This is a genomic window from Bradyrhizobium sp. HKCCYLS3013, from assembly GCF_051167615.1.
Classification (GTDB): domain Bacteria; phylum Pseudomonadota; class Alphaproteobacteria; order Rhizobiales; family Xanthobacteraceae; genus Bradyrhizobium.
In genome coordinates this window covers 584,366-608,780 of record NZ_JBNPTK010000001.1, presented here as the reverse complement: position 1 = coordinate 608,780, position 24,415 = coordinate 584,366, and the positions used below count along the sequence as shown (strand labels likewise).

Annotated in this window: 28 protein-coding genes; 20 read left to right on the top strand and 8 right to left on the bottom strand. The window is 64.6% G+C overall.

Going from position 1 to position 24,415, the window contains the following annotated elements:
* Positions 1-78: 78 nt before the first annotated feature.
* Positions 79-924, top strand: coding sequence for an S-formylglutathione hydrolase (gene fghA / locus ACQR1F_RS02820; protein ID WP_434837713.1), 846 nt, complete (start codon positions 79-81; stop codon positions 922-924).
* Between the two features lie 632 nt (positions 925-1,556).
* On the opposite strand, the gene ACQR1F_RS02815 is transcribed toward fghA, so the two are convergent.
* Positions 1,557-2,036, bottom strand: coding sequence for a DUF3280 domain-containing protein (locus ACQR1F_RS02815; RefSeq protein ID WP_316239566.1), 480 nt, complete (start codon positions 2,034-2,036; stop codon positions 1,557-1,559).
* Positions 2,037-2,205: 169 nt separating this feature from the next.
* Between ACQR1F_RS02815 and ACQR1F_RS02810 the strand changes: the two genes are divergently transcribed.
* The 5 genes from ACQR1F_RS02810 (at position 2,206) to ACQR1F_RS02790 (ending at position 6,941) form a co-directional block, all read left to right on the top strand.
* Positions 2,206-3,387 (top strand): ABC transporter substrate-binding protein, encoded by a 1,182-nt coding sequence (locus ACQR1F_RS02810; RefSeq protein WP_434912562.1) that lies wholly within the window; start codon positions 2,206-2,208, stop codon positions 3,385-3,387.
* 317 nt (positions 3,388-3,704) lie between these two features.
* Positions 3,705-4,670, top strand: coding sequence for a YVTN family beta-propeller repeat protein (locus ACQR1F_RS02805; RefSeq protein WP_434837712.1), 966 nt, complete (start codon positions 3,705-3,707; stop codon positions 4,668-4,670).
* Positions 4,667-5,482 (top strand): ABC transporter ATP-binding protein, encoded by an 816-nt coding sequence (locus ACQR1F_RS02800; RefSeq protein WP_434872640.1) that lies wholly within the window; start codon positions 4,667-4,669, stop codon positions 5,480-5,482. Before ACQR1F_RS02805 ends, ACQR1F_RS02800 begins: the two co-directional genes overlap by 4 nt.
* Entirely contained in the window at positions 5,479-6,333 is an 855-nt protein-coding gene (locus tag ACQR1F_RS02795) for an ABC transporter permease (protein ID WP_434872641.1), read from the top strand. The genes ACQR1F_RS02800 and ACQR1F_RS02795 overlap by 4 nt, the downstream gene beginning before the upstream one ends.
* The gene (locus ACQR1F_RS02790) at positions 6,330-6,941 is read left to right on the top strand and encodes a hypothetical protein (protein ID WP_315803713.1); all 612 of its coding nucleotides are present in this window, start codon (positions 6,330-6,332) and stop codon (positions 6,939-6,941) included. The genes ACQR1F_RS02795 and ACQR1F_RS02790 overlap by 4 nt, the downstream gene beginning before the upstream one ends.
* A 32-nt stretch (positions 6,942-6,973) precedes the next feature.
* Here ACQR1F_RS02790 and ACQR1F_RS02785 read toward each other — a convergent pair whose 3' ends face one another.
* Together ACQR1F_RS02785 and ACQR1F_RS02780 are read right to left on the bottom strand one after the other, a co-directional pair.
* The gene (locus ACQR1F_RS02785; RefSeq protein WP_434900283.1) at positions 6,974-7,534 is read right to left on the bottom strand and encodes a PQQ-dependent catabolism-associated CXXCW motif protein; all 561 of its coding nucleotides are present in this window, start codon (positions 7,532-7,534) and stop codon (positions 6,974-6,976) included.
* A complete protein-coding gene (locus tag ACQR1F_RS02780) occupies positions 7,531-8,406 on the bottom strand; it encodes a substrate-binding domain-containing protein (protein ID WP_434900284.1) in 876 nt (291 codons plus the stop codon). The genes ACQR1F_RS02785 and ACQR1F_RS02780 overlap by 4 nt, the downstream gene beginning before the upstream one ends.
* A 161-nt stretch (positions 8,407-8,567) precedes the next feature.
* Here ACQR1F_RS02780 and ACQR1F_RS02775 point away from each other — a divergent pair, with 161 nt between their 5' ends.
* Positions 8,568-9,494, top strand: a complete 927-nt coding sequence (locus ACQR1F_RS02775) for a quinoprotein relay system zinc metallohydrolase 2 (protein WP_316179909.1) — start codon at positions 8,568-8,570, stop codon at positions 9,492-9,494.
* Positions 9,495-9,550: 56 nt separating this feature from the next.
* The gene (locus ACQR1F_RS02770; protein ID WP_315803717.1) at positions 9,551-10,372 is read left to right on the top strand and encodes a quinoprotein dehydrogenase-associated SoxYZ-like carrier; all 822 of its coding nucleotides are present in this window, start codon (positions 9,551-9,553) and stop codon (positions 10,370-10,372) included.
* 20 nt (positions 10,373-10,392) lie between these two features.
* Here ACQR1F_RS02770 and ACQR1F_RS02765 read toward each other — a convergent pair whose 3' ends face one another.
* On the bottom strand, positions 10,393-10,752 hold the full coding sequence (locus tag ACQR1F_RS02765; protein ID WP_316179908.1) for a hypothetical protein: 360 nt from the start codon (positions 10,750-10,752) through the stop codon (positions 10,393-10,395).
* 86 nt (positions 10,753-10,838) lie between these two features.
* On the opposite strand from ACQR1F_RS02765, the gene ACQR1F_RS02760 reads away from it, so the two are divergent.
* The 4 genes from ACQR1F_RS02760 to ACQR1F_RS02745 are packed head-to-tail and all read left to right on the top strand — an operon-like array spanning position 10,839 to position 13,640.
* Positions 10,839-11,819, top strand: a complete 981-nt coding sequence (locus tag ACQR1F_RS02760; protein WP_316179907.1) for an ABC transporter substrate-binding protein — start codon at positions 10,839-10,841, stop codon at positions 11,817-11,819.
* The gene (locus ACQR1F_RS02755) at positions 11,819-12,556 is read left to right on the top strand and encodes an ABC transporter permease (protein ID WP_315803720.1); all 738 of its coding nucleotides are present in this window, start codon (positions 11,819-11,821) and stop codon (positions 12,554-12,556) included. Before ACQR1F_RS02760 ends, ACQR1F_RS02755 begins: the two co-directional genes overlap by 1 nt.
* The gene (locus ACQR1F_RS02750; RefSeq protein ID WP_434900285.1) at positions 12,546-13,256 is read left to right on the top strand and encodes an ABC transporter ATP-binding protein; all 711 of its coding nucleotides are present in this window, start codon (positions 12,546-12,548) and stop codon (positions 13,254-13,256) included. Before ACQR1F_RS02755 ends, ACQR1F_RS02750 begins: the two co-directional genes overlap by 11 nt.
* Before the next feature lie 36 nt (positions 13,257-13,292).
* Positions 13,293-13,640: a hypothetical protein gene (locus ACQR1F_RS02745; protein ID WP_316179906.1), complete on the top strand. Its 348-nt coding sequence runs from the start codon at positions 13,293-13,295 to the stop codon at positions 13,638-13,640.
* A gap of 30 nt (positions 13,641-13,670) precedes the next feature.
* On the opposite strand, the gene ACQR1F_RS02740 is transcribed toward ACQR1F_RS02745, so the two are convergent.
* Positions 13,671-13,883, bottom strand: a complete 213-nt coding sequence (locus ACQR1F_RS02740) for a hypothetical protein (protein WP_315713207.1) — start codon at positions 13,881-13,883, stop codon at positions 13,671-13,673.
* A 214-nt stretch (positions 13,884-14,097) separates the two neighbouring features.
* On the opposite strand from ACQR1F_RS02740, the gene ACQR1F_RS02735 reads away from it, so the two are divergent.
* Entirely contained in the window at positions 14,098-14,406 is a 309-nt protein-coding gene (locus ACQR1F_RS02735) for an EthD family reductase (RefSeq protein ID WP_315803723.1), read from the top strand.
* 168 nt (positions 14,407-14,574) lie between these two features.
* Here the strand turns inward: ACQR1F_RS02735 and pqqA are convergent, their stop codons facing one another.
* Both pqqA and ACQR1F_RS02725 read right to left on the bottom strand, forming a co-directional pair.
* Positions 14,575-14,655, bottom strand: coding sequence for a pyrroloquinoline quinone precursor peptide PqqA (gene pqqA / locus ACQR1F_RS02730; protein WP_009031067.1), 81 nt, complete (start codon positions 14,653-14,655; stop codon positions 14,575-14,577).
* 223 nt (positions 14,656-14,878) lie between these two features.
* On the bottom strand, positions 14,879-15,271 hold the full coding sequence (locus ACQR1F_RS02725; protein WP_315803724.1) for a hypothetical protein: 393 nt from the start codon (positions 15,269-15,271) through the stop codon (positions 14,879-14,881).
* A gap of 261 nt (positions 15,272-15,532) precedes the next feature.
* On the opposite strand from ACQR1F_RS02725, the gene ACQR1F_RS02720 reads away from it, so the two are divergent.
* Genes ACQR1F_RS02720 through ACQR1F_RS02710 form a run of 3 tightly spaced genes read left to right on the top strand, consistent with a single transcriptional unit; the run spans position 15,533 to position 18,499 of the window.
* Entirely contained in the window at positions 15,533-17,197 is a 1,665-nt protein-coding gene (locus ACQR1F_RS02720; RefSeq protein WP_434883305.1) for a methanol/ethanol family PQQ-dependent dehydrogenase, read from the top strand.
* Positions 17,198-17,228: 31 nt separating this feature from the next.
* Positions 17,229-17,564 (top strand): c-type cytochrome, encoded by a 336-nt coding sequence (locus tag ACQR1F_RS02715; RefSeq protein WP_315803726.1) that lies wholly within the window; start codon positions 17,229-17,231, stop codon positions 17,562-17,564.
* Positions 17,564-18,499 carry a substrate-binding periplasmic protein gene (locus tag ACQR1F_RS02710; RefSeq protein ID WP_434893865.1) on the top strand — a complete coding sequence of 312 codons (936 nt, stop codon included), beginning with the start codon at positions 17,564-17,566 and terminating at the stop codon, positions 18,497-18,499. Before ACQR1F_RS02715 ends, ACQR1F_RS02710 begins: the two co-directional genes overlap by 1 nt.
* An 18-nt stretch (positions 18,500-18,517) precedes the next feature.
* On the opposite strand, the gene ACQR1F_RS02705 is transcribed toward ACQR1F_RS02710, so the two are convergent.
* Complete coding sequence (locus tag ACQR1F_RS02705; RefSeq protein WP_434893858.1) at positions 18,518-19,465, bottom strand: helix-turn-helix domain-containing protein; 948 nt, start codon at positions 19,463-19,465, stop codon at positions 18,518-18,520.
* 406 nt (positions 19,466-19,871) lie between these two features.
* Here ACQR1F_RS02705 and xoxF5 point away from each other — a divergent pair, with 406 nt between their 5' ends.
* The 4 genes from xoxF5 (at position 19,872) to gfa (ending at position 24,071) form a co-directional block, all read left to right on the top strand.
* Positions 19,872-21,674, top strand: a complete 1,803-nt coding sequence (gene xoxF5 / locus ACQR1F_RS02700) for a lanthanide-dependent methanol dehydrogenase XoxF5 (protein WP_434912495.1) — start codon at positions 19,872-19,874, stop codon at positions 21,672-21,674.
* 132 nt (positions 21,675-21,806) lie between these two features.
* The gene (locus ACQR1F_RS02695; protein ID WP_316179903.1) at positions 21,807-22,286 is read left to right on the top strand and encodes a c-type cytochrome, methanol metabolism-related; all 480 of its coding nucleotides are present in this window, start codon (positions 21,807-21,809) and stop codon (positions 22,284-22,286) included.
* A gap of 78 nt (positions 22,287-22,364) precedes the next feature.
* Positions 22,365-23,474: an S-(hydroxymethyl)glutathione dehydrogenase/class III alcohol dehydrogenase gene (locus tag ACQR1F_RS02690; protein ID WP_434848496.1), complete on the top strand. Its 1,110-nt coding sequence runs from the start codon at positions 22,365-22,367 to the stop codon at positions 23,472-23,474.
* 33 nt (positions 23,475-23,507) lie between these two features.
* Positions 23,508-24,071 carry an S-(hydroxymethyl)glutathione synthase gene (gene gfa, locus ACQR1F_RS02685; RefSeq protein ID WP_315713222.1) on the top strand — a complete coding sequence of 188 codons (564 nt, stop codon included), beginning with the start codon at positions 23,508-23,510 and terminating at the stop codon, positions 24,069-24,071.
* Positions 24,072-24,415: the final 344 nt, after the last annotated feature.

Here is a 24,415-nt window from a genome sequence, read left to right as displayed (position 1 = left end):
CGATTGAACGACGCAGCCTGACACGCGTTGGCGATAGCCACGCCAACAGCCCGACATCATTGCCGAACAGGTGATCCCATGACGCTCACGACCGTCTCCCAGAACAAATCCCATGGCGGCGTCCAGGGTGTCTACCGCCACGCCAGCCAGGAGACCAAGACCGAGATGACGTTCTCGGTGTTCGTGCCGCCGCATGCCGACGGCGCGAAGCTGCCGGTCGTCTGGTATCTCTCCGGCCTGACCTGCACCCACGCCAACGTCACCGAGAAGGGCGAGTTTCGCGCCGCCTGCGCCGAGCTCGGCCTGGTCTTCGTGGCGCCCGACACTTCGCCGCGCGGCGACGGCGTGCCCGGCGATCCCAACAACGCCTATGATTTCGGCCTCGGCGCCGGCTTCTATGTCGATGCGACCGAGGCACCGTTCGCGAAGAACTACCGGATGTGGAGCTACGTCACCGAGGAGCTGCCGAGCGTGGTCGCGGCAAACTTCCCGGTCGATCCGCGCCGGCAGTCGGTGATGGGCCACTCGATGGGCGGCCATGGCGCGCTCACGGTGGCGTTGCGCAACCCCGACCGCTACCGCGCCGCCAGCGCGTTCTCGCCGATCGTCGCGCCGTCGCAGGTGCCGTGGGGCGAGAAGGCCCTCGGCGGCTATCTCGGCGCCGACAAGGCGGCGTGGCGCAAGCACGATGCGGTGGCGCTGATCGAGGACGGCGCGCGCGTCTCCGACCTGCTGGTCGATGTCGGCACCGCCGATCAGTTCCTGACCCAGCAGTTGCGCCCGGAGCTGCTCAAGGCCGCTTGCGACAAGGCCCACATCCCGCTGCTGCTGCGCAAGCAGGAGGGCTACGACCACAGCTATTACTTCATCTCGACCTACATGGCCGATCATCTGCGCTGGCACGCCGCGCGGCTCGGCCGCTGACATCAGCCGCGGCCTTGATTTGCCCGACGGGCGCGATCGCGCGCCGTCGAGGCAATGTCATGATCTTCACCGTCCGATCATCTCCTGCGCGCGCAGGCCGATTTCCGCAGGCCGCGCAAGGCGATCACCGTGTCCAGTGCGTCGGGGAAAAAGATTCTGCTTTCGCTTTTCCAGAAAACATGATTGTATCGCGCCATCCCGCCTCGTCGAGAGGGCGTATCGCGGTCGTCACGAACGTGGAGGCGGGATGCGGTGGACGCCGGCGGCGCGCAGCATGCTCGCGAGAGCATGCGGACGAACGCGCCGCGGCGTACGGCCAAGTCGCGTGGTCCTGGCATCCCGATGCCGATGCCCCCGTGGCGGCGCGTGAGAAGCGTGTCGTCGCGCACGGTGACCAGAAAGCCCGGCGCACCGGGGAGAACGCGAAGCAACCGTTAAGACCATCCGCGCAGGGAGGGCCGGGATGTCCCAGCCGAACCTGTGGTACCTGCCGCCTGCATTTTCTTCTGCAGGCGGACCATGGGGGCGGCAGGCTCCCGGCCTTCCCTGCGCCTCTCTGCTTTTCGAGGGGCGATCGATATGCAAAGCTCGGGCGTCATCCGCCGCGAGAACGCACCGTCATATCTCGCCGGCTATTGCGCCTGCGGCGCGCCGTAGTTCGGCGCCAGCAGGCGGTTGCGGATCAGCCAGGCCATGGTGCGGGTCCAGGATTCGTCGGTGTTGCCGCGCATGTCGGCGGTAACAGCCGCGACCGGCTTCCCGGTATGCGCGTCGCGCAGATAGATGTTCATGTTGAGGATGAGATTGGAGACCTTCTGCACCGTCCCGGTGATGGCGAGATCGGCACCGATGTCGCCCGCGAGCTTGACGTCGCAGCCGCCGCAGGCCTGCAGATTGCTGTGGTGCGCCGCATCGTTGACGGGCGCGATGTCAAGGACGCGAAAACGTCCGGAATCCTGCAGCGCCGATCGCAACTGCTCGGCGGCGTGCGCCAGCCTGGTCTGCTCGTCCTGGCGCGGGCCCTGCACCTCGCCCTGCAGGCTGGTGTCGATCAGCTCGAAGTCGAACACCGCCACCTTGGTCGGCTCGGCATGCACTGATGTCGCAGACATCAGGATCAGGAACGCGAAGAGAACGGCAGGTTTCAAGGTCGTGATCCGAAATGACGCGACAGCGGCCAAAAGTGGGGTTGAAAGCTAGGCCAATTCGTTCATCTTGCAAGACGAAACCTCGCCGGAAAAGGACGAGGGAACAGTGGGAGGACATGTGGTCCTGGGAGTTCTGGCCCGATCTCTGATCGGCGCGATCGGCCTCATCGCCGCCGCAACCGCCGCCGTCGCGGCGGAGCCGGTCGACATCGCGATCGGCTATCTCGGCCGCGCGAGCGTGCCGCAGACGTTGTCGCCGCTCGACCAGCCGGCGGCCGATGATGGCGTGGCCGGCGCGAAGCTCGCGATCGAGGACAACAACACCACCGGCAAGTTCCTCAACCAGCGCTTCACTTTGATCGAGCGCCGCATCAAGGACGACGAGGACGCGGCGCAGGCCGCCAATGAGCTCGCGGGAAAGGCCGGCTTCATTCTCGCCGACCTTCCGGCGGATGCGCTGCTGAAGGTCGCAGACGCCCTGCGCGGACGTGGCACCACCCTGCTCAATGTCGGCGCCACGGACGACCGCCTGCGCGAGCAGGACTGCCGCGCCAACGTCATCCATGTCGCCCCGACACGCTCGATGCTGGCCGATGGGCTTGGGCAGTATCTGGTATGGAAGCAGTGGAAGCGCTGGCTTCTGGTCACCGGCTCGCACGACAACGACAAGCTGTTCGCCGACGCGCTGCGTCGCGCCGCCACCCGTTTCGGCGCTAGAATCGTCGAGGAGCGCACCTTCGAGGACACCGGCGGCGCGCGGCGCACTGACTCTGGCGTGACCCTGATCCAGCGCCAGATGCCGGTGTTCACGCAGAAGGCGCCGGCCTATGACGTGCTGGTCGCCGCCGACGAGAGCGAGGTGTTCGCCAACTACCTGCCCTATCGCACCTGGGATCCGCGCCCCGTCGCGGGCTCCGCCGGCCTGCGTCCGACCAGCTGGGATCCGGCGCAGGACCAGTGGGGCGCGACGCAATTGCAGAACCGCTTCATGAAGCTGGCATCACGCCGCATGGACGCGTTGGACATGCAGGCCTGGATGGCCGTGCGCATGATCGGCGAGGCCGCCTCGCGCACCAACTCCGGCGACGCGAAGACGTTGACCGACTATCTCAAGGGCCCGAACTTCACCATCGCCGCCTTCAAGGGCACGAGGCTCTCGCTGCGCGACTGGAACCTGCAACTGCGCCAGCCGATCCTGCTGGCCGACGGCCGCATGATCGTCTCGGTCTCGCCGCAGGAGGGTTTCCTGCATCAAGTCTCCGAGCTCGACACCCTCGGCGTCGACCGCCCCGAAACCAAGTGCAAGCTGCAATGATGTCGGATTGGAAGATGTTGATGACGATGCGCAGTCCGACAACCAATGTGGCTATCGGTCTGGGGCCTCATGGTTCGAGACGCGCCCAAGACGGCACTCCTCACCATGAGGGTCAAGAGCCGAGGGCGGCACTGCACACCGACCATGAACACGCCGAGAGGCGTGTTCATGGAGAGGGGCGAGATCACGGGGAGGTTCGGCAGCAAGGTCTCGAGCGCGCATGGCTTGGATCTAACCGCGCACACCGGCCTCGTCCTGAGGAGCCCGCCGGAGGCGGGCGTCTCGAAGGACGGCCACGGCTTCGCAGGTATGTCGGCATGGCAGCCAGCCTGCTCACCGCCGCGCTGTGGCTGGCCCACGCGTCGCCCGCCTCCGCCTACGTCGCCTTCGTCTCCAACGAAAAAGGCAACACCGTCTCCGTCATCGATACCGACACATGGACGGTCACCAAGACCATCAAGGTCGGCCAGCGGCCGCGCGGCATCGCGTTCACGCGCGACGGCAAGTTCGTGATGGTCGCCGTCGGCGATGACGACACCATCCAGGTGATCGACGCCAGGAAGATGGAGGTGGTGGACACCCTGCCCTCCGGCCCGGATCCCGAGCTGTTCGCGCAGGACGCCGCCGGCAAGACGCTCTATGTCGCCAACGAGAATGACAACACCGTCACCGTGCTCGACCTCGAAAAGCGCGTGCGCATCGGCGATGTCCAGGTCGGCGTCGAGCCCGAGGGCATGATGCTCAGCCCGGACGGCAAGATCCTGATCTGCACCTCCGAGACCACCAACATGGCGCATTTCATCGACACGTCGACGCGCCAGATCGTCGCCAACGTGCTGGTCGATGCGCGGCCACGCTATGCCGAGTTCAAGACCGACGGCTCGGAACTGTGGGTGTCGGCGGAGATCGGCGGCACGGTGTCGATCATCGATCCCGCCAAGCGCGAGGTCACCGGCAAGATCAAGTTCGCCGTGCCCGGGTTGCGCAGCGAGGCCATCCAGCCGGTCGGCATCGCCCTGACCAAGGATGGCAAGACCGGCTTCGTCGCACTCGGCCCCGCCAACCGCGTCGCGGTCGTCGACGGCACCACCCACGAGGTGAAGAAGTATCTCCTGGTCGGCCAGCGCGTCTGGCACATGGAGTTTACGCCCGACGAGAAATATCTTCTGGTCACCAACGGCGTCTCCAACGACGTCTCGGTGATCGACGTCGCGGCGCAGAAGGTGATCAAGACCATCCAGGTCGGCGAGCTGCCCTGGGGCATCACGATCGCACAGCCATGACGACGCAGAACGCACCCGCTCTCGACGCGACAGGCGCCACGCCGCAAACGGCTCCCGACCAGGTGCCGGCACTGTCGGTCGCCGGCGTCAGCCATTCCTATGGCGCACGCAAGGCGCTCAACGACGTAAGCTTCGCCGTGAGGCCTGCGAGCTTCACCGCCCTGCTCGGCCTCAACGGCGCCGGCAAGAGCACCTTGTTCTCGCTGATCACGCGGCTGTTCGCGGTGCAGACCGGCCGGATCGGCATTTTCGGCCATGACATCGGCCGCACGCCGGGCGAGGCGCTGCGGCTGCTCGGCGTCGTGTTCCAGCCGCGCACGCTCGATCTCGATCTGTCGCTGACTCAGAACCTGCTCTATCACGCCGCCCTGCACGGCATCTCGCGCCGCGAGGCCCGCGCCCGCAGCGAGGAGCTGCTGACACGGATCGGCCTCGCCGACCGCGCCGGCAACAAGGTGCGTGACCTCTCCGGCGGCCAGATGCGCCGCCTTGAAATCGCCCGTGCCCTGCTGCACCGGCCGCGCCTCCTGCTGCTCGACGAGGCCACCGTCGGTCTCGACGTCAAGGCTCGCGCCGACATCGTCGGTCATGTCCGTCAGCTCGTCACCGAGCAGGGCATCGGCGTGCTCTGGGCCACGCATCTGTTCGACGAGATCGCGCCGACCGACGATCTCGTGGTGCTGCATCAAGGCCGCGTGCTGGCGCGCGGGCCGGTGCCGCAGGTGATCACCGAGGCCGGCGCGTCCGACGTCAACGCCGCGTTCGCGCGGCTGACGACGCAGGCCAGCCCGGCGCGGAGTGCAGAGTCATGACCGTCACGACCGTCCACTCACCCGCCCCCACACGCAGCGGCTTCTCGGCCGGCGAATACATCACCTGCCTCACCGGCATCGTCTGGCGCGAGGGGCTGCGCTTCCTGCACCAGCGCGAGCGCTTCGTCTCGGCGCTGGTGCGGCCGCTGGTCTGGCTGTTCATCTTCGCCGCCGGCTTCCGCCAGGTGCTGGGCATCTCGATCATCCCGCCCTACGAGACCTACATCCCCTACGAGGTCTATATCGCGCCCGGCCTGATGGCGATGATCCAGCTGTTCAACGGCATGCAGTCGTCGCTGTCGATGGTCTACGACCGCGAGATGGGCAACATGCGCACCTTGCTGGTGAGCCCGCTGCCGCGCGGCTATCTCCTGTTCTGCAAGCTGCTCGCCGGCACCGCCGTCTCGGTGCTGCAGGTCTACGCGTTTCTCGCCATCGCCTGGTTCTGGGACATCACCCCGCCGCCGATGGGCTATCTCACCGTGCTGCCGGCGCTGGTCCTGTCCGGGCTGATGCTCGGCGCGCTGGGCATGCTGATCTCCTCCGGCATCAAGCAGCTCGAGAACTTTGCCGGCGTCATGAACTTCGTGATCTTCCCGATGTTCTTCGCCTCGTCGGCGCTCTACCCGCTGTGGCGCGTCGAGGAAGGCAGCCCATGGCTCGCTTATCTCTGCGAGGCCAACCCCTTCACCCACGCGGTCGAGCTCATCCGCTTCGCGCTCTATGGCAAGCTGAACTGGGTTTCGCTCGCGGTGGTCGGCGGCTGTACCGCCGTGTTCATGATCGGCGCGATCCTGGCCTACGATCCGTCGCGGGGTCTTGTCAGGCGTGGTCCCGGAGGCGAGGCATGAGGTTGAGAACGATCCTGGCGGCCGTCGCCATCGCAGCGTCAGCAGGCGCTGCGATGGCCGCCGATCCGCGCTATCCGGATTGGCCCTGCCCGCAGGCCAAGGTGCCGGAAATCTCCATCGCGGCCGTGTGGTCCGGCCCTGCGATCGACGATGTCGGCGCGAGCTGGAAGGACGACGCCAAGATCGCGGAGCTGGTCGCCAGGCTGGCGGCGCGCCGCATCCCGCTGGAGCAGGCGCAGAAGGACGTCGCCGATTTCCTGACCGGTACGCCCGAGGAGAAGACCCGCAAGGGCAAGCTGCTGTTTGCCGGCCTTTTCGATACGCTGAACGCCCAGCGGACGTCGGTCATGAACGGCCTCGAGCGCGTCATGCGCAAGCAGCGCGAAGCGGTCGAGAAGGTGCGCGGCGACACCATCGCGTTGCAGGAGATGCACAGCGGGCCCAACCCGGATCAGGCCAAGGTCGAGGAGATGACCAACCAGTTGAACTGGGAGACGCGCATCTTCGAGGACCGGCGTCGCGTGATGAAGTTCGTCTGCGAGGTGCCGACCGCGATCGACCAGCGCCTGTTCGCCCTGGCGCGCGAGATCCAGCAGGACATGGAGTAGCTGATTTGATGCGCTCTCGCCGCCCTCTCCGCTCACTCCTCAGGCCGCGGCTCGGGCTGCGTCTGCTGCAGCGGCAGGTCGGCGCGGCTCCAGCCGTCGGTCCCGTCGGGGTACCAGGCGATGTTGCGATAGCCGTAAGTCAGCGCGCGCCGCGCGGCATTCCACGACATCCAGCAATCTTCGAGGCAATAGAACACGAGCAGACGACCGAAATCGCCACCCGATGCATGGGCGAGGCCACGCTTCAGATAGTCCTCAGTCTGGGGGGCCAGCACGCCGTAGCCGGTATCCGGCAGCCAGATGCTGCCAGGAATGTCCAGGCGCGGCTGCTCGCGCCACACCGTCCCGGCCGGCAGGTTCTTCGGCTTGGGCGGCCGCGGCAGCACATCGACGAAGGCGGCCGATCTTGCGCGCCAGATCGCCTCGGTCTCCCGCGTCGACAGCACGCGCGCTCCGCTCAGGTTCGTCGGCACCGGCGCGCGATAGTTCTCGGTGCGATAGCTGTCCGGCTCCGGCACGAGATCATCGGCCCGCACCGCCACGGCGATCAGCAGCACGCCTGCCAATGCCGCAGCGGTGAGCCGACCGATCATGGCTTCGCTGCAGCCTCGGCGGTGATCAGATGATTGCTCTCGTCCAGCAGCGGCACCCCGAAGTCCAGCAGGATCTTGTTGATCTCACCCTGGTTCTCCTGGATCAGCTTGTTGAGCTGGCGACGCCAGTTCTGGTCCGCGCCACGGACGCCCATGGCGATGCGGTAGATCAGCTTCGGCCCGCTGGTCTCTTTCACCAGCGGCGTGACGTGCAGTTGAGGGCTCGCCTGCTTGGCATAGTAGCCGGCCATCGGCCCCCACAGCACGCCGGCATCGATCTCGCCGGACTTCAGATCGTTGATCATCGCCTCCGCCGAGGAATCGACGCGGGTGTCGATCATCAGCGGATAGGGCTTTGCGGTCGGCATCAGCCCGGCCAGCGCCATGTTGGTCGCCGGCGGCGTGCCCGCCACGATGCCGATGTGCTTGCCCTTCAGCTTGGCGTCCTCCAGCGTCGTCACATCGGCGAGATCGGAGCCCGGCTTGGTCACGATCGCGTAGGCCGTCCGGTAATAGGGACTGGTGCTCTGCACCAGGTCGTCCCCTTGCGGAAAGCCCATGATCACGTCGCAACGGTGCGAGCCGAGCGTCATGCGCACGAATCCGGTGGCCTGCGGGAAGAACGTGTAGTCCACCTTCTTCTGCAGCTTGGCGGCAAAGAGCTCGGCCAGCTTGTTCTCGAAGCCGTCGCCCTTCTCGTTCGAGAACGGCAGGTTGCGCGGATCGGCGCAGACCCTGAGCACCTTGGGATCGACCAGCTCGATCGACAGGTCCAGGCCGTCGTTGCTCTGCGCGAAAGCGGCGGCCGGTCCGAGCAGAGTGAACCCCGCGGCAACAGCCAGCGAGCAAGCAAGTTTGTGACGCTTCGTCATCCGTATTTCCATCCCTATCGAACGCATCGCGGTATTTTTGAAAATGCTAGGCCGCCGGCCGCGCGGGTGCAACAGTCGCCGTCATCGCGAAGAGTTGACCCGGTGCTGCGCCGCAGCGTCCATGGCCTGATGCACAGGTCCCACGCGAGCAAGGCAAGCCGATGGTGAGGCATCCGATCATTGCGATCATCGCCTGGTGTGCGCTGGCGCTCGGCGGCGCCGCTCTTGCCATGCCCCCGGAACTCGAGGTGAGCGAGATCGCGCCCGGCGTGTTCGTTCACATCGGCCAGACCGCGCTGATGAACGCGGCGAACGAAGGCGCCATCGCCAATGTCGGTTTCATCGTCGGCGGTGACGCGGTCGCAGTGATCGACACCGGCGGCAGCGTCCGCGAAGGCCGCGCGCTGCTGGCCGCGATCCGCGCCCGTACCGACAAGCCCGTGCGCTACGTCGTCAACACCCATGCTCATCCCGACCATCTGTTCGGCAATGCCGCCTTCGAGGCGGACGGCACCCGCTTCGTCGGCGCCAAGAACCTGCCCCGGGCGCTCGCCCTGCGCGGGCCGCACTACATCGAGGCGTTCCGGCGCCTGATGGGCGCCGAACTGATCGACGAGGTCCGCCTCGTCGCTCCGTCGATCCTCGTCGATGACGAGATGGCGCTCGACCTGGGCGGCCGCACCCTCACGCTGAAGGCCTGGAGCACCGCGCATAGCGACTGCGACCTGTCCGTCTATGATGACCGGAGCCGGACCTTGTTCGCCGGCGATCTCGTATTCCTGCGTCACATCCCAGTGATGGATGGCAGCCTGCGCGGCTGGATCGCCGACATGGCCGCACTCGCGGCCATTCCGGCCGAGCGCGTCGTCCCGGGCCATGGACCTGTCAGCCCCTGGCCACTGGCGCTCAGTGACGAGCGTCGCTACCTCGACACATTGGCCCACGACGTTCGCGGGCTGATCAAGGCGGGCAGGCCGATCGCCGACGCCGCTGGGGCCGCTGGATCGGAGCGCGGCAAATGGGAGCTGTTCGACGACTACAATGCCCGCAACGCAACTGCAGCATTCTCGGAAATGGAATGGGAATGAGGCGGGTGACGCGCTATGATCGTTAATCCACCAGACTGCCTTGGGAGGACTGCGCCATGATCGGGCTCCGCTTGCCGTCCACATTGCTTCTCGGGGTATGCCTCGCGTTTGCCTTCGCACCTGCGAAAGCCGCTGATGGTTATGATCCATGGCCGGGACTCGTCCAGGACATCTTCAACAACAAGGCGATGCAGGACGGCACCAATGTGCTGTCGATCGAGATGCCGACGCGCGCCGAGGATGCCTCGGTGGTCCCGGTCACCCTGCGTAGCAAGCTGTCGCCCGCCGACGAGCGCCGCATCAAGACCATCACGCTGGTGATCGACCAGAATCCTGCGCCGATGGCCGCCAAGTTCACGCTCGGCGCGGACGCCAATGTGACTGCGATCTCGACGCGGGTGCGCGTCAACAACTACACGGACGTGCATGCCGTGGCCGAGCTGACGGATGGTCAGCTCTATGTGGTCAAGACCTTCGTCAAGGCGTCCGGAGGCTGCTCGGCGCCGGCGGCGAAGAATCCGGACGAGGCCAAGGCGCGCATCGGCCAGATGCGCTATCGGCAGTTCACGCAAAGCAGCGACGGCGCCACGAGCGGCATCCGCGAAGCGCAGGTCATGATCGGGCATCCCAACAATTCCGGGCTCCAGATGGACCAGGTGACGCAGCTCTACATCCCGGCCTTCTTCATCGACCGGCTGACGCTGTCGCAGGATGGCAGCCTGGTGCTGTCGGTCGAAGGCGGCATCTCGATCTCGGAGGATCCCAATATCCGCTTCACCTACGTGTCGAACGGCGCCAAGCAATTCCATGCGGAAGCGAAGGATACGCAGGGCCACGTGTTCGAGCACGATTGGCCGGCCGACGGTTCAGGAACCTGATGCGGCAGAGCGGCAGCGCTTCAGAAGCATCTCACTTCGGCTTCGGCCTGCGCCCGGCGAAGATCGTTCAGCGCGTTGGCGGCCTGCTCGGACGTGCGGAACTGGGTGCCGAGATTGCTGTGCACCTGGGACATGCTGAGGACGGTCTCGGCCGTGACGTAGCGCTCATAGGGGATGATCGAGGCGATCACGTCGATCGAGCAGGAGCATTGCGCGATCGCCTCACGGGTCTCGCCATTCGCCTTCATGCAGCCGAACACATATTCGGCCCGCGCCGAGGTCGGATAGTCGTTGAGCTCCTCGGCACGAGCCGGCCCGGCGACCGCGATCATGGCAACGAGGGCGGCGACAATCGGTCCTACCGGAACAGCACTACGCATCACAGTCCTCCACGGCATCGCAGCCGAAGCTATGCTAAGGGAATGAGGCTGAAAAGAACACATCTCGAGGAATTGCAGACGGGCTCATGACGCAGATCGGTCGTTTGTTGATGGCGATTGTCGCCTGCGCCCTGCTGCCGGTCACGGCATGCTGCGCCGCCGAGACCGTCAAGGTTGCGGTGCAGAAGACCGGGACCTTCGCCTGGGAGCTGGGGGTGATCCGCGCCCACCAGCTCGACAAGCAGGCGGATATCGCGATCGATGCGGTCGAGCTGGCGAGCCCGGAGGCCGGCAAGATCGCGCTGCGTGCCGGCAACGCCGACATCATGGTATCGGATTGGCTCTGGGTGTCGCGCGAGCGTGCGCTCGGCGCCAAGCTGACCTTCTATCCCTATTCGAGCGCGCTCGGCGCCGTGATGGTGCCGGCGGCCTCGCCGATCAAGACGCTTGCCGATCTGAAGGGACGCAAGCTGGCGGTGGCCGGCGGCCCGCTCGACAAGAGCTGGTTGCTGCTGCAGGCCACGCTCAAGCGCGACGGCGTCGACCTGAAATCGCAGGCGACCATTACCTACGGCGCGCCGCCGCTGCTGGCCGCCAAGCTGGCCGACGGCGAGATGGATGCGGGCTTGAACTACTGGAATTTCTGCGCGGCGCTGGAGGCCAAGGGCTTCCGCCGGCTCGCCGGGGTCGAGGACCTGCTGCCGCCGTTCGGTGCCAAGGGCCGCACCGCGATGATCGGCTACGTCTTCGACGAGGACTGGGCCGCCAAGCACCGCGATCTCGTGGCACGCTTCCTGTCCGTCACGGCCAAGGCCAAGGAGATCCTGGCGACATCCGACGCCGACTGGCAGACGATCGCCCCGCTGACCGGCGCGCAGGACGACGCTACCTTGCGCGCCTATCGCGACCGCTATCGCGAGGGCATTCCGCGCCGGCCGATCGCCGAGGAAGAGGCCGACGCGCGCATCCTCTACGGCGTGCTCGCTTCGATCGGCGGCCGCGATCTGGTCGGCCCGTCTCCGGAGCTCAGTCCCGGCACCTATTACAGGGCGGATGCGAGGGATTAGTGCTGCGCTTGTTGTCCTTTGCGCTCCTGCTGGCCACGTGGTGGATTGCCGCGGCTGTCGCCGGCAGCGCCAAGCTGCCATTGCCATCGGCCGTGCTTGCGGTTGCGGTGGCGGAAGCGCGGTCCGGCGCGCTGTTTCTGCATCTCGGCGCCACGCTCGCCCGCGTCGCCCTCGCTTTCACGCTGTCGATGGCACTCGGCTCGGCGATCGGCTTTTTGATGGGGCGCAGCCAGCTCGCCAACCGCCTGGGCGATCCCTGGCTGATCCTGCTGCTCAATCTGCCCGCGCTGGTGGTGATCGTGCTCGCCTATATCTGGGCCGGTCTCACCGAGGTCGCAGCGATCGCGGCGATCGCGATCAACAAGCTGCCGACCGCCGTCGTCACCTTGCGCGAAGGCGCCCGCGCGCTCGATCCATCGCTCGACGAGATGGCCAAGGTGTTCGCCTTCCCGCGCGGACGCATCCTCCGCCATGTCCTGCTGCCGCAACTTGCGCCTTATATTGCGGCGGCCGCGCGCTCCGGCCTGTCATTGGTCTGGAAGATCGTGCTGGTCGCCGAGCTGCTCGGGAGGCCCAACGGCATCGGCTTCGAGATCGGCGTCGCCTTCCAGCTGTTCGACATTCCGCTGCTGCTCGCCTACTCGCTCAGCTTTGCCGCCGTGGTGCTGGTGATCGAGGCCGTCATCGTCCAGCCGTTCGAGCTGCGCGCATCGAGGTGGCGGCTCCGTGCGGCTTGAGGTCGATATCAGGTCCAAGAGCTACACCAGCGCCAATGGCAAGCGCCAGGAGGTGATTGCGGGCATTGCCTTTGCGCTGCAGCGGGGCGAGGTCGGCGTCGTCGTCGGTCCCTCGGGCTGCGGCAAGAGCACGATGCTGCGGATCCTCGCCGGTCTGGACAACGACTATGAGGGCCACGTCGCACAACCCGCCGGCGCCCGGCTGGCGATGGTGTTCCAGGAGCCGCGGCTGCTGCCGTGGCGCTCCGTCGAGGACAATGTCCGGCTGGCAGCGCCCGGTGTCGCCGAGGACAGGCTGGCCGCCATCTTCGGCGTGCTCGAGCTCGAGGGACATCGCAGCCATTTTCCCGGCGAGCTGTCGCTCGGCCTCGCCCGCCGCGTCGCGCTGGCGCGGGCGTTTGCAGTGGAGCCGGACTTCCTGATTCTCGACGAGCCGCTGGCTTCGCTCGACGACGCGCTCGCCGCGCGGCTGCGCGAGGAGATCGCGACGCTCGTGGCCTCGCGCCCCATGATCACGCTTCTGGTCACGCACAGCATGGACGACGCGGCACGGCTCGGCGACCGGATCTTCCTGCTGTCCTCGCGCCCCGCCCGTCTGCTTCATTCAGTCCCGATCGACCTGCCGCGCGCGCAGCGCAACAACGACGCGATCGCGGCAATCAAGGCCGATGTGGCGCGACTGGATTTTTCCGTGTCATAGTCACGGCAAAGGACATCGGACTCCAGGGAAAACGCCATGAGACGCGCATTCGCCGTGACGGCGATCATTCTGTTCGGCATCCCGCTCGCGACCGCCGCACAAAGCAAGGGCATCCGGCTCTGGAATCTGACCACCGCAACGATGACCGGCTTTCAGCTCTCTCCGGCCGGCCAGAACAACTGGGGACCGAATCAGACGCTGAACGACAAGGACAAGGAGCTCGATCACGACGAACGGCTGAAGCTGACCGGAGTCGAGCCTGGGCGCTACGACGCCAAGGTGAGCTATGCCGGCGAGCGCCAATGCGTCGTTCGCGACCTCGACATCACGGCCGACGCCGTGGTCTCGGTGGCGGACAAGGACCTCAAGGAATGCACGAAATAGGCGGCTGACACGCCTGCGGCAAAGCCGGCCTCAGGCCTTGTCGTTGCTGTGCGGATATTCGCAGCGCCATCGCACTGCAGTCCATTTCGGGTGCTCGCCGATCCACTGGGCGATGTAGGGCGGCGCCTTCATCGCGCATTGCTGCAGCGAGGCGCCGCCATCGGCGAAAACGAGATGCTGCTCCTCGCAGGTGGCCGGAGACAGGACTGCGCAGACGGTGATGACGAGATCGATGGAGCTCATGGCTCGTTGTCCTTCGATAAGCCTGAAACAGCTTATCTGAAACTACGACATCCGGCTGCATCAGTTTCTCCGCCCGCAACAAATTATGCAGCGGAACCGAGGCTGGAGCGACGATCCCTGGGCGAAGCCGCCCTGACGCTTGATCCGAACCGGCAGATCGGCTGCAATGGAATCGGTCGATCGACCTCAAAAAGAGCGAATGCGGAGGAAGCAGATGCCCAAGGTTCTCGTACTCTACAAGACCCCCAAGAGCGCCGAGGCGTTCGACAAACACTATATGAACGTCCATGTGCCGCTGGCGAAGAAGATTCCCGGTCTGAAGAGCTACGATATCAGCCGCGGTCCGGTGAATGGGCCGGGGGGGCCCACCAACCTCCACCTCGTCGCCACCCTGGTATTCGATTCGATGTCGGCACTGCAGGCAGGGATGAGCTCTGCCGAAGGCAAGGCGGCGGCGGGCGATCTGCCCAACTTCGCCGATGGCGGCGTCGATCTGTATATCTTCGACACGCAGGACGTCTGACCCTTGGACGGTCCTCAGGCCGTCACCAACGTTCGGCGGCGTGCCCGTCATATCCGATCGGCCGACAGGCCGGTCGCCGGGACGATCTCGCGGATCGTCCATCGAATGGATCCGCCAAGCCAGTCAGAAGCGAATGGCGCTCCTCGTGGCTTGGCAGATCGCTACGCGTTACTTGCGCGCCGCACAGGCGTACATGTTGATTTCCATGCCAACCGGCACTTCGACGATCTTCGGTGTCTTCCAGGCCATTTCAAGCTCCCAAGTTCGACTATCATTGACTGGCGCATTGCTCGCGCCAAGGCCGAAGCTAGGATCGCGTTCGGAAGAACGCAAGGCTCGACCGTCGCCGGCGGATCCCTATGCAGATGTCGCGTAGTTGACCCGACAACGTTCCGCCGCAATCGCCGCCCGCCCGTCTCCGGCTGCTCGACGCAGGCATCATCCGCCGAGGACGAGCGCCCGCAGCATCCGCTCACGCACCGCCCGGCTGCACATAGCAGAACACATACCGATTGCGGCTCAGGAAAATGATGCCGTGCCCCGTCGGATTTCCCTTGTCCCACTTCAGCTTGTGATCCGGGACCTCGATTTCCGTGCCGACATCGACATGCGGACGGCCACGCGGCTCATCGGGACGGTCGTCGGTGATGATCGCATAGGTCTTGCCGTCGCGAACATGGATCTCATCGGCAAAGTAGGCGTCGGCCTCGCCGCAGCACGATGCCGTCGGCACGTCAGGCTGCATCAGCGCCTCGTACCATTGGCGCAACGCCGGATCGACCGCTCCCCACTGACCGAGATCACGCGCACTCGCACTCACCCAAAGGCAACAAAGCATGCCGAGCCAAAGGATGGTTCGTCTCATCCGCCTACTCCTCTGTTATCCCGGCATGATGCAGTGAAGCAATGTTCGTGCCGCAATGCAGCATGACGGCGGTGCCATTTTGCCGATCCCGATCGGTGAGCGGCGCAACGGCTTGGCCGCTATGCCCGAATCGAGCGAGGACGGCTTCCCGATACGCCGAGGGCGGTTGCCAGCTTTTCGTATTGACGGTTCCCGATTTCGAGCGGAGTGTTGTTCCCGCAGCGTCAGGATAGGCGCGCATAAAAATCTCGGAGGAAATGAATGAAGCGGATCGCGCTGGCCGCAGGCCTCGCCCTTTTTGCATCACATGGTGCAAGCGCGCAGAGCGCCGATCAGTTGGTCAAGGGTGCAACTGATACGGCGAACGTTCTCAACTACGGCATGGGCTACAATCTGCAGCGGTTCAGCCCGCTCAACCAGATCAACAAGGACAACGCCAAGAACCTGGTTCCGGTCTGGAACTACAGTTTCGCCGATGACCGCAGCGAGGAGTCGCAGCCGCTGGTTTACCAGGGCGTGCTCTACGTCACGACCCACAACGCGACGATGGCCGTCGACGCCAAGACCGGCAAGCAGATCTGGAAAAGCAAGATCGACTATCCTGCCGAGACGCCGCGCGTGGTCTGCTGCGGCATCATCAATCGCGGCGCCGCGCTGTACGACGGCAAGCTGTTCCGCACGACGCTCGATGCCAACGTCATTGCGCTCGATGCCAAGACCGGCAAGGAGCTGTGGCGCCAGAAGGCTGCCGACATCAAGGAAGGCTACTCGATGACGGTGGCGCCGCTGGTCGCCGACGGCGTCGTGCTGACCGGCATCTCCGGCGCCGAGTTCGGCACACGCGGCTTCATCGATGGCTGGGACCCGGCGACCGGCAAGCATTTGTGGCGCACGCACACGGTGCCAACCCCGGATGAACCCGGCGGCGACACGTGGAAGGGCGACACCTGGAAGCTCGGCGGCGGCTCGACCTGGATCACAGGATCGTACGATCCCGAGCAGAACACCGTGTTCTGGGGCGTCGGCAATCCCGGACCGTTCAACGCGGCGGTGCGCCCGGGCGACAACCTCTACACCTGCTCGGTGCTCGCGCTCGATCCGAAGACCGGCAAGATGAAGTGGCACTTCCAGTTCTCGCCGAACAATCCGTTCGACTACGACGCGGTCGCGGAGATGGTGCTCGCCGACATGAACGTCGAGGGCAAGCAGACCAAGGTGCTGATGAACGCCAACCGCAATGGCTTCTTCTATGTGCTCGATCGCACCAATGGGAAGCTGCTCGCGGCCAACCCCTATGTGAAGGTGAACTGGGCCTCCAGCATCGACCTGAAGACGGGCAAGCCGGTCGAGACCGATGTCACGCGTGATGCGCGCGAGGGCAAGAAGGTCACGGTCTATCCGTCGATTCTCGGCGGCAAGAACTGGGAGCCGATGTCGTTCAATCCGCAAACCGGATTGGCCTACGCCAACACGCTCGTATTCGGCGGCCACTACAAGACCGAGCCTGCGACCTACAAGGCCGGCGAGTGGTACCTCGGCATGGATCTGACGGACCTGTGGGATTGGCCGGAAGGGCCGCGCGGTCAGCTCAAGGCCATCGATCCGATGACCGGCAAGACCAAGTGGGAGCAGCCGAGCGACATCCCGCGCTTCTCCGGCGTGCTGTCCACGGCAGGCGGCGTGGTGTTTTCAGGCAAGCTGACCGGCGAGTTCGAGGCTTTCGACGCCGACAGCGGCAAGAAGCTGTGGCAGTTCCAGACCGGCTCCGGCATCGAGGGCCAGCCCGTCACCTGGCAGCAGGATGGCGTCCAGTATGTCGCTGTCACCTCCGGCTATGGCGGCGTCTACTCGCTGTTCTCCGGTGACGAGCGCCTCGCCAACGTTCCGGCGGGCGGCTCGTTGTGGGTCTTCGCGGTCAAGAACTGAGTGCGGATCGCTCGTGAGACAGAATACGTTCATGAAAGCGGCGGCGGCCTTCGCCGCCGTCGTGGCGACGTTGGCCGTCCTGTCGACGGCCGCCCTCGCCCAACAACAAGATGACAGCGCGGCACACAGCCAGGTGGACCTCGGCAAGACGACGTTCGCCCAGAAATGCTCGCATTGCCACGGGCCCAACATGGTGAACTCCGGGACTATAACGCCGGACCTGCGCCGGTTTCCCGATGATCAGCCTCGTTTCGTCACCACGGTGAAGCAGGGCAAGAACGGCCGTATGCCGCCCTGGGGCGACATTCTCAGCGATGACGAGATCACCGCACTGTGGGCCTACGTCTCGAGCCGGAGAGCGCAGTGATGCGTCATCTCTGCTGTTGGCTTGCTGCCTTGATGATGTCGGCAATGTCGTCGGCGGCCTTGGCCGCTGACGACGTGCTGCGCATCTGTCTCGACGAAAATCTTCCGCCGCTCTCGGTCCATCATCGCGGCAAGCCCGGCGGCGGCTTCGATGTCCTGCTCGGTCAGGCGATCGCCGACCGCCTTGGCAGGAAGCTCGAGATCCAGTGGTACGAAAGCAAATTGGACGAAGATTCCAGTCCGGCGCTGGAGGCGAATGCGCTGCTATCGGACGGACGCTGCTCGCTGCTCGGCAGCTATGCGTTTACCCAGGACGGACTGGTTGCGCCTGGCGTCAAGACGGCCAAGCTGCCGGACTTCGATGGCGCCACGCGCGACGACCGCCGCCGCCGTGTTGCCCTCGGCACGCTGACGCCGAGCAAGCCCTATATGTTTTCGACCCTGACCGTCGTTCTCGGCCCTTCCGCGAAACAGCGCCCGATTACCGACATCGGCGATCTGGCCGGGCTGCGGCTGGCAATCGAGAGCGGCACGTTGGCAGATGCAATCCTGATGACGTTCGACAAGGGGCGGCTGATCGACGACATCACGCATTTGATTCCGACGCGGGACGATCTGCTCGGGGCGCTCGAACTGGGCAAGTTCGACGCAACCCTGCTCGATGGCAGACGCTTCGATGCGTATCGGGCCGCTCATCCCGACACCAGGCTGAGCGCGTCGGGGTACAGCTATCCGATTGGTGTGAACCGAGGCTATGTGGGGCTGGCCAGCTCTGCCGAGCTCATCGCATCGGTCGACAAGGCCTTGACGGAGCTCGAGGCCTCAGGAGCCCTGGCGACTCTCGGCCAATCCGCAGGACTGACCTACCTTCCGCCGCGTCAGCCGGTGATTCTGGGTGACGCGTTCCAGAGGATCATCCGGAGCGGCGCACGCTAACGGCCGCTCCAGGAGCGCTCAGCGCGCCGCCGTCTTGTGAACCGACGACGGCACGACGCCGAAATATTTGCGGAAGACGCGGCTGAAGTGCGACGAGCTCGAAAAACCCCACGAGAACGCGACATCGGTGATGGTCTTGCCGCTCTGCGTCTCCAGCTCCTGCCGGCAATGCTGAAGCCGAGCCCGCCAGATGTAGTCGCTGACTGTCATGCCACGATCGCTGAACACCATGTGAAGGTAGCGCTTGGTGCACCCCAGAGCCGCCGAAATCTGATCGATGCAAAGGTCAGGATCGCGCAGATGCTCGCGGATGAAGGCTTGAGCGCGGATATAGATCGCCTCGGGTCCCGCCCGATCCAGCATGCGATCGGCTTCACGCAGCGGCAGGAGCAACAGATCGATCAGCGATTCGGCGACGCTGACGGCCGAGTTGGGCGAAAGCCGGGTCGCCTCATCGAACGCGGCGTGGGTGACGTCATGCGCAATCCGACCGGTCCCGCTCCGCGCAGACAGCTTGTACGCGGGCATCTTTTCCGACCGGAAGCCGCGCTCCTGCAGTAGCTCCTTCGGCACGATCACGACGTCATGGCGGGTCAGCGCGGGGCTGATGATGGTGTGCGGCGACGAGACGTCATAGGCGAGACAATCGCCCGGGCCGATCTCGATCTGGCGGCCATCCTGCTCGAAATAGGACGTCCCATAGGTCTGGAACAAGATCTTGATGTAGGGATGTGCCGCCTTTTGCGCACGCGCATAGGTATGCGCAATACGGTGCTGGCTGGCCTCGATCTGGCAGAGCTTCAGACGTGACACCGTCGTGAAATTGATGCGCCCCTCGAATGAGGCCCCCTCCAGCGGATCGACATCGAAACGTCCGCACAGGTCGGTCAGTGCATCTGACCAACGCTGGATCTGGCTCTTCGGTGAGAATCCCGAAGTATTAAGCGAGCGGATCGTGTCGGACATGTTTCATCCACCGATTCATGATCGAAACGCAACGGGTCCGCCGCAGGACGGCGAACGAGACTGCAGCAAGATTGCTCCCATTTTAAGGCCGCGGCTTTCGCGGCGCACTTCGTTCCATAACGCGCCCCGCGTGATCCTCCGCCTTCGTCTCTTTAAGGTCAAGGGGAACGTCAACCTTCGGTGGAACCATGGTGCTGCAAATTGATGCTGCGCAGCAAGAATGGCGCTCATGTTGCGGACCAGCAAAGCAAAATCTCCTTCAAAAACTTCTATTCGCTTCACTCTTGAGCAAGCTCTTTTCTCTTTTGGGCAAGTTTCCCGGTTGGGAAGTGGATATTCAATGATGCCGAAAACGAATACTGGGCCGCGTGCTGCGGAACCTCAGTTGAACCCGGGAGGAAAGACGATGCGAAGAGTGCTACTCGCAACATGTCTGACGTCAGTCGCGGCGCTTGCCGCGGGTGGCGCATTTGCCAGCGAAGAGCTGGTCAAGATGTCGGCCAACCCGAAGGACTGGGTGATGCCGGCCGGCGACTACGCCAACACGCGCTACTCCAAGCTCAACCAGATCAACGCCCAGAACGTCGGCAAGCTGCAGGTCGCGTGGACCTTCTCCACCGGCGTGCTGCGCGGCCACGAAGGCGGGCCGCTCATCATCGGCAACATGATGTATGTGCACACGCCGTTCCCGAACAAGGTCTATGCGCTCGATCTCGCGCAGGACAACAAGATCGTCTGGAAGTATGAGCCTAAGCAGGATCCGAACGTCATTCCGGTGATGTGCTGCGACACCGTCAACCGCGGCGTCGCCTACGGTGACGGCAAGATCTTCCTGCATCAGGCCGACGACAAGCTGGTGGCGATCGACGCCAAGACCGGCCAGCACGTCTGGACCGCCGTCAATGGCGATCCGACCAAGGGACAGACCGGAACCTCGGCTCCGCTCGTAGTGAAGGACAAGGTGCTGGTCGGCACGTCCGGCGGCGAGTTCGGCGTCCAGTGCAGCATGACCGCTTACGACATCAAGAGCGGCAAGCAGGTCTGGAAGGCGTACTCTGAAGGTCCGGATGACCAGATCCTGTTCGACGCCAACACCACCGCGCTCGGCAAGCCGGTCGGCAAGGACTCGAGCTTGAAGACCTGGCAAGGCGATCAGTGGAAGACCGGCGGCGGCTGCACCTGGGGCTGGATTTCCTACGACCCGCAGCTCGACATGGTCTATTACGGGTCGGGCAATCCTTCGACCTGGAATCCGAAGCAGCGTCCCGGCGACAACAAGTGGTCGATGACGATCTTCGCCCGCCATGCCGACACCGGCGTCGCGAAGTGGGTCTATCAGATGACGCCCCACGACGAGTGGGACTATGACGGCGTCAACGAGATGATCCTGTCCGACCAGTCCATCAACGGCCAGCCGCGCAAGCTGCTCACGCACTTCGATCGTAACGGCCTCGGCTACACGCTTGATCGTGCCACCGGCGAGCTGCTGGTTGCCGAGAAGTACGACCCGAAGGTGAACTGGACCACCGGCGTCGACATGGACAAGAACTCTGCGACCTACGGCCGTCCGAAGGTTGTCGATCAATACTCGACGGACAAGCAGGGTGAGGACGTCAACACCAAGGGCATCTGCCCGGCGGCGCTCGGCACCAAGGACGAACAGCCTGCCGCCTACTCGCCGGACACGCAGTTGTTCTACGTGCCGACCAACCATGTCTGCATGGACTACGAGCCCTTCAAGGTGAGCTACACCGCAGGTCAACCCTATGTCGGCGCGACCCTGTCGATGTATCCGCCGGCGGGTGACACCCATATGGGCAACTTCATCGCCTGGGACGGCAAGACCGGCAAGATCGCCTGGTCGAACAAGGAGCCGTTCTCGGTGTGGTCCGGTGCGCTCGCGACGGCCGGCGGCGTGGTGTTCTACGGAACGCTCGAAGGCTACCTCAAGGCGGTCGATGCCAAGACGGGCAAGGAGCTCTACAAGTTCAAGACCCCGTCCGGCATCATCGGCAACGTCACGACCTACGAGGCCAACGGCAAGCAGTACGTCGCCGTTCTCTCGGGTGTCGGTGGCTGGGCCGGCATTGGTCTCGCGGCGGGTCTGACCGATCCGACCGCCGGTCTCGGTGCCGTCGGCGGCTACGCCGCGCTGAGCAACTACACCGCTCTCGGCGGCGCGCTCACCGTGTTTTCGCTGCCGCAGTAAGCCAGGTACCTGCCTCCGGCGCATGGATCTCATCCATGCGCCGGTTCGCCTGTTCCAAAAAATTATGGGAAAACGCCCTTGCGTAGAATCTGGTTTGCGGTCGCCACGGCTCTGAGCCTGGCAACCGGCGGGATGACTGTCGCCGAAAATGCCTGGGCCGAAGGTCCCGGCGATGCCAAGGCCGTCAAATCCGAGGACGGGAAGTACTTCGATAAGGATGGCATTCCGACCTACAAGGTGGCCGCCGACGGAACGGTCGACTGGTACACCTACTCCGGATACCGCCGCTATCATTCCGAATGCCACGTCTGCCATGGCCCCGACGGCATGGGATCGACTTACGCGCCGGCGCTCAAGGACTCGGTCAAGAACATGAGCTACGGCGACTTCATCGGGACCATCGCCAGCGGCCGCAAGAATGTCAGCACGTCCCAGGAGAACGTCATGCCGGCCTTCGGCGACAATCCGAACGTGGCCTGCTACATGGACGATCTCTACGTCTACCTGCGCGCCCGCGGCGATGATGCGGTGGGCCGCGTTCGCCCCGCCAAGCATGAGGACAAGCCGCCAGCCTATACGGAAGCGGAGAACTCCTGCATGGGCAAGAAATGACTGACGACGAGGACCGCGCCTGGACAGTTTCCCTGGACAGGGTCGCGGGCCTGACAGACTGAAACAGGAGTTTGAGACATGAAGACGCGCGCCGCGGTCGCTTTCGAAGCCAAGAAGCCGCTGGAGATCGTCGAGGTTGACCTCGAAGGGCCGAAGGCCGGCGAGGTGCTGGTCGAGATCAAGGCTACCGGCATCTGCCACACCGATGCCTATACGCTCGACGGTCTCGACAGCGAGGGCATCTTCCCCTCGATCCTCGGCCATGAGGGCGCCGGCATCGTGCGCGAAGTCGGCCCTGGCGTGACCTCGGTCAAGCCCGGCGACCACGTCATTCCGCTCTACACACCGGAATGCCGCCAGTGCAAGAGCTGCCTCAGCCGCAAGACCAATCTCTGCACCGCGATCCGCGCCACGCAGGGCAAGGGCCTGATGCCCGACGGCACGTCGCGCTTCAGCTACAAGGGCCAGGCCATCTATCACTACATGGGCTGCTCGACCTTCTCCAACTTCACCGTGCTGCCGGAGATCGCGGTCGCGAAGATTCGCGAGGACGCGCCCTTCGACAAGAGCTGCTATATCGGCTGCGGCGTCACCACCGGCGTCGGCGCGGTCGTCAACACGGCGAAGGTCACGCCCGGCGCGAACGTCGTGGTGTTCGGCCTCGGCGGCATCGGCCTCAACGTCATTCAGGGCGCCAGGATGGCGGGGGCCGACAAGATCATCGGCGTCGACCTCAATGACGGCAAGGAGGAATGGGGCCGCCGCTTCGGCATGACCCATTTCGTCAACCCGAAGAAGGTGACCGGCGACATCGTCCAGCACCTGGTCGCGCTCACCGACGGCGGTGCCGACTACACCTTCGACTGCACCGGCAATACCACGGTGATGCGCCAGGCGCTGGAAGCCTGCCATCGCGGCTGGGGCGAATCGATCATCATCGGTGTCGCCGAGGCCGGCAAGGAGATCGCGACCCGCCCGTTCCAGCTCGTCACCGGACGCGTCTGGAAGGGCACGGCGTTCGGCGGCGCGCGCGGGCGCACCGACGTTCCCAAGATCGTCGACTGGTACATGAACGGGAAGATCGAAATCGACCCGATGATCACCCACACGCTCAAGCTCGAAGACATCAACAAGGGCTTCGACCTGATGCATGAGGGCAAATCGATCCGTTCCGTCGTCGTGTTCTGACCCCAAGCACGCAAAACTGAGGAGGATTGCGCCATGACTGTCCACATCCATCCGTCCGTCGATAACGGCGTCAAACAGGGAAGCGGCCATTTCGCCGGCGGCACGCTGGTCTGCAAATGCCACGACCGGCCGGTCAAGGTCGGCATCAAGGGCGATGTCGCGCATAACCACGCGTGCGGCTGCACCAAATGCTGGAAGCCCTCCGGCGCGACCTTCTCGGTCGTTGCAGTGGTGCCGCGGCAGAACGTCACGGTGCTGGAGAACGGCGACAAGCTCAAGATCGTCGATCCCTCCGCCGTCATCCAGCGTTACGCCTGCACCGGCTGCGGCACGCACATGTATGGCCGCATCGAGAACACGGGCCACCCGTTCTACGGCCTCGACTTCATTCACCCCGAGCTGTTCCAGGAGCAGGGTTCGGCCGCGCCGGGCTTTGCGGCCTTCGTCTCCTCGGTGATCGAGTCGGGCGTGAAGCCGGAACAGATGGGCGAGATTCGGGCGCGATTGAAGGAGCTGGGGCTCGAACCCTATGACTGCCTGTCGCCGGCCCTGATGGATGCGATTGCCACCCACGTGGCGAAAGCAAAGGCGGCCTGACGGCCGCAACCTACCAAGCGTACAACTGAAGCGTTCCTTCCTGAAGACTTGGTGCCTCGCCTGCCCCACGCTGGCGAGGCATTCTTTTTCGCCGTCGTTATTGTCCGGTGGCCACCATTGTCGTCGGCGCATCGTCCATTGTTCTGCGTTTGCATTGCAGTGGGCTGCACGCGCTGCGCTCGTCTGCTCTGACAACACACGCGCCTGTGTAGACCGATGTCTGTCCCGGTCTGCTATCATGGATCGTTTCCGACAACTCCCAATTGATCCGGCGCGTGTACTCAGGACATGTGGTCCCGCGCGCGTCCACCAACGATCAGAACCAACAACCATTGGTCCGACAG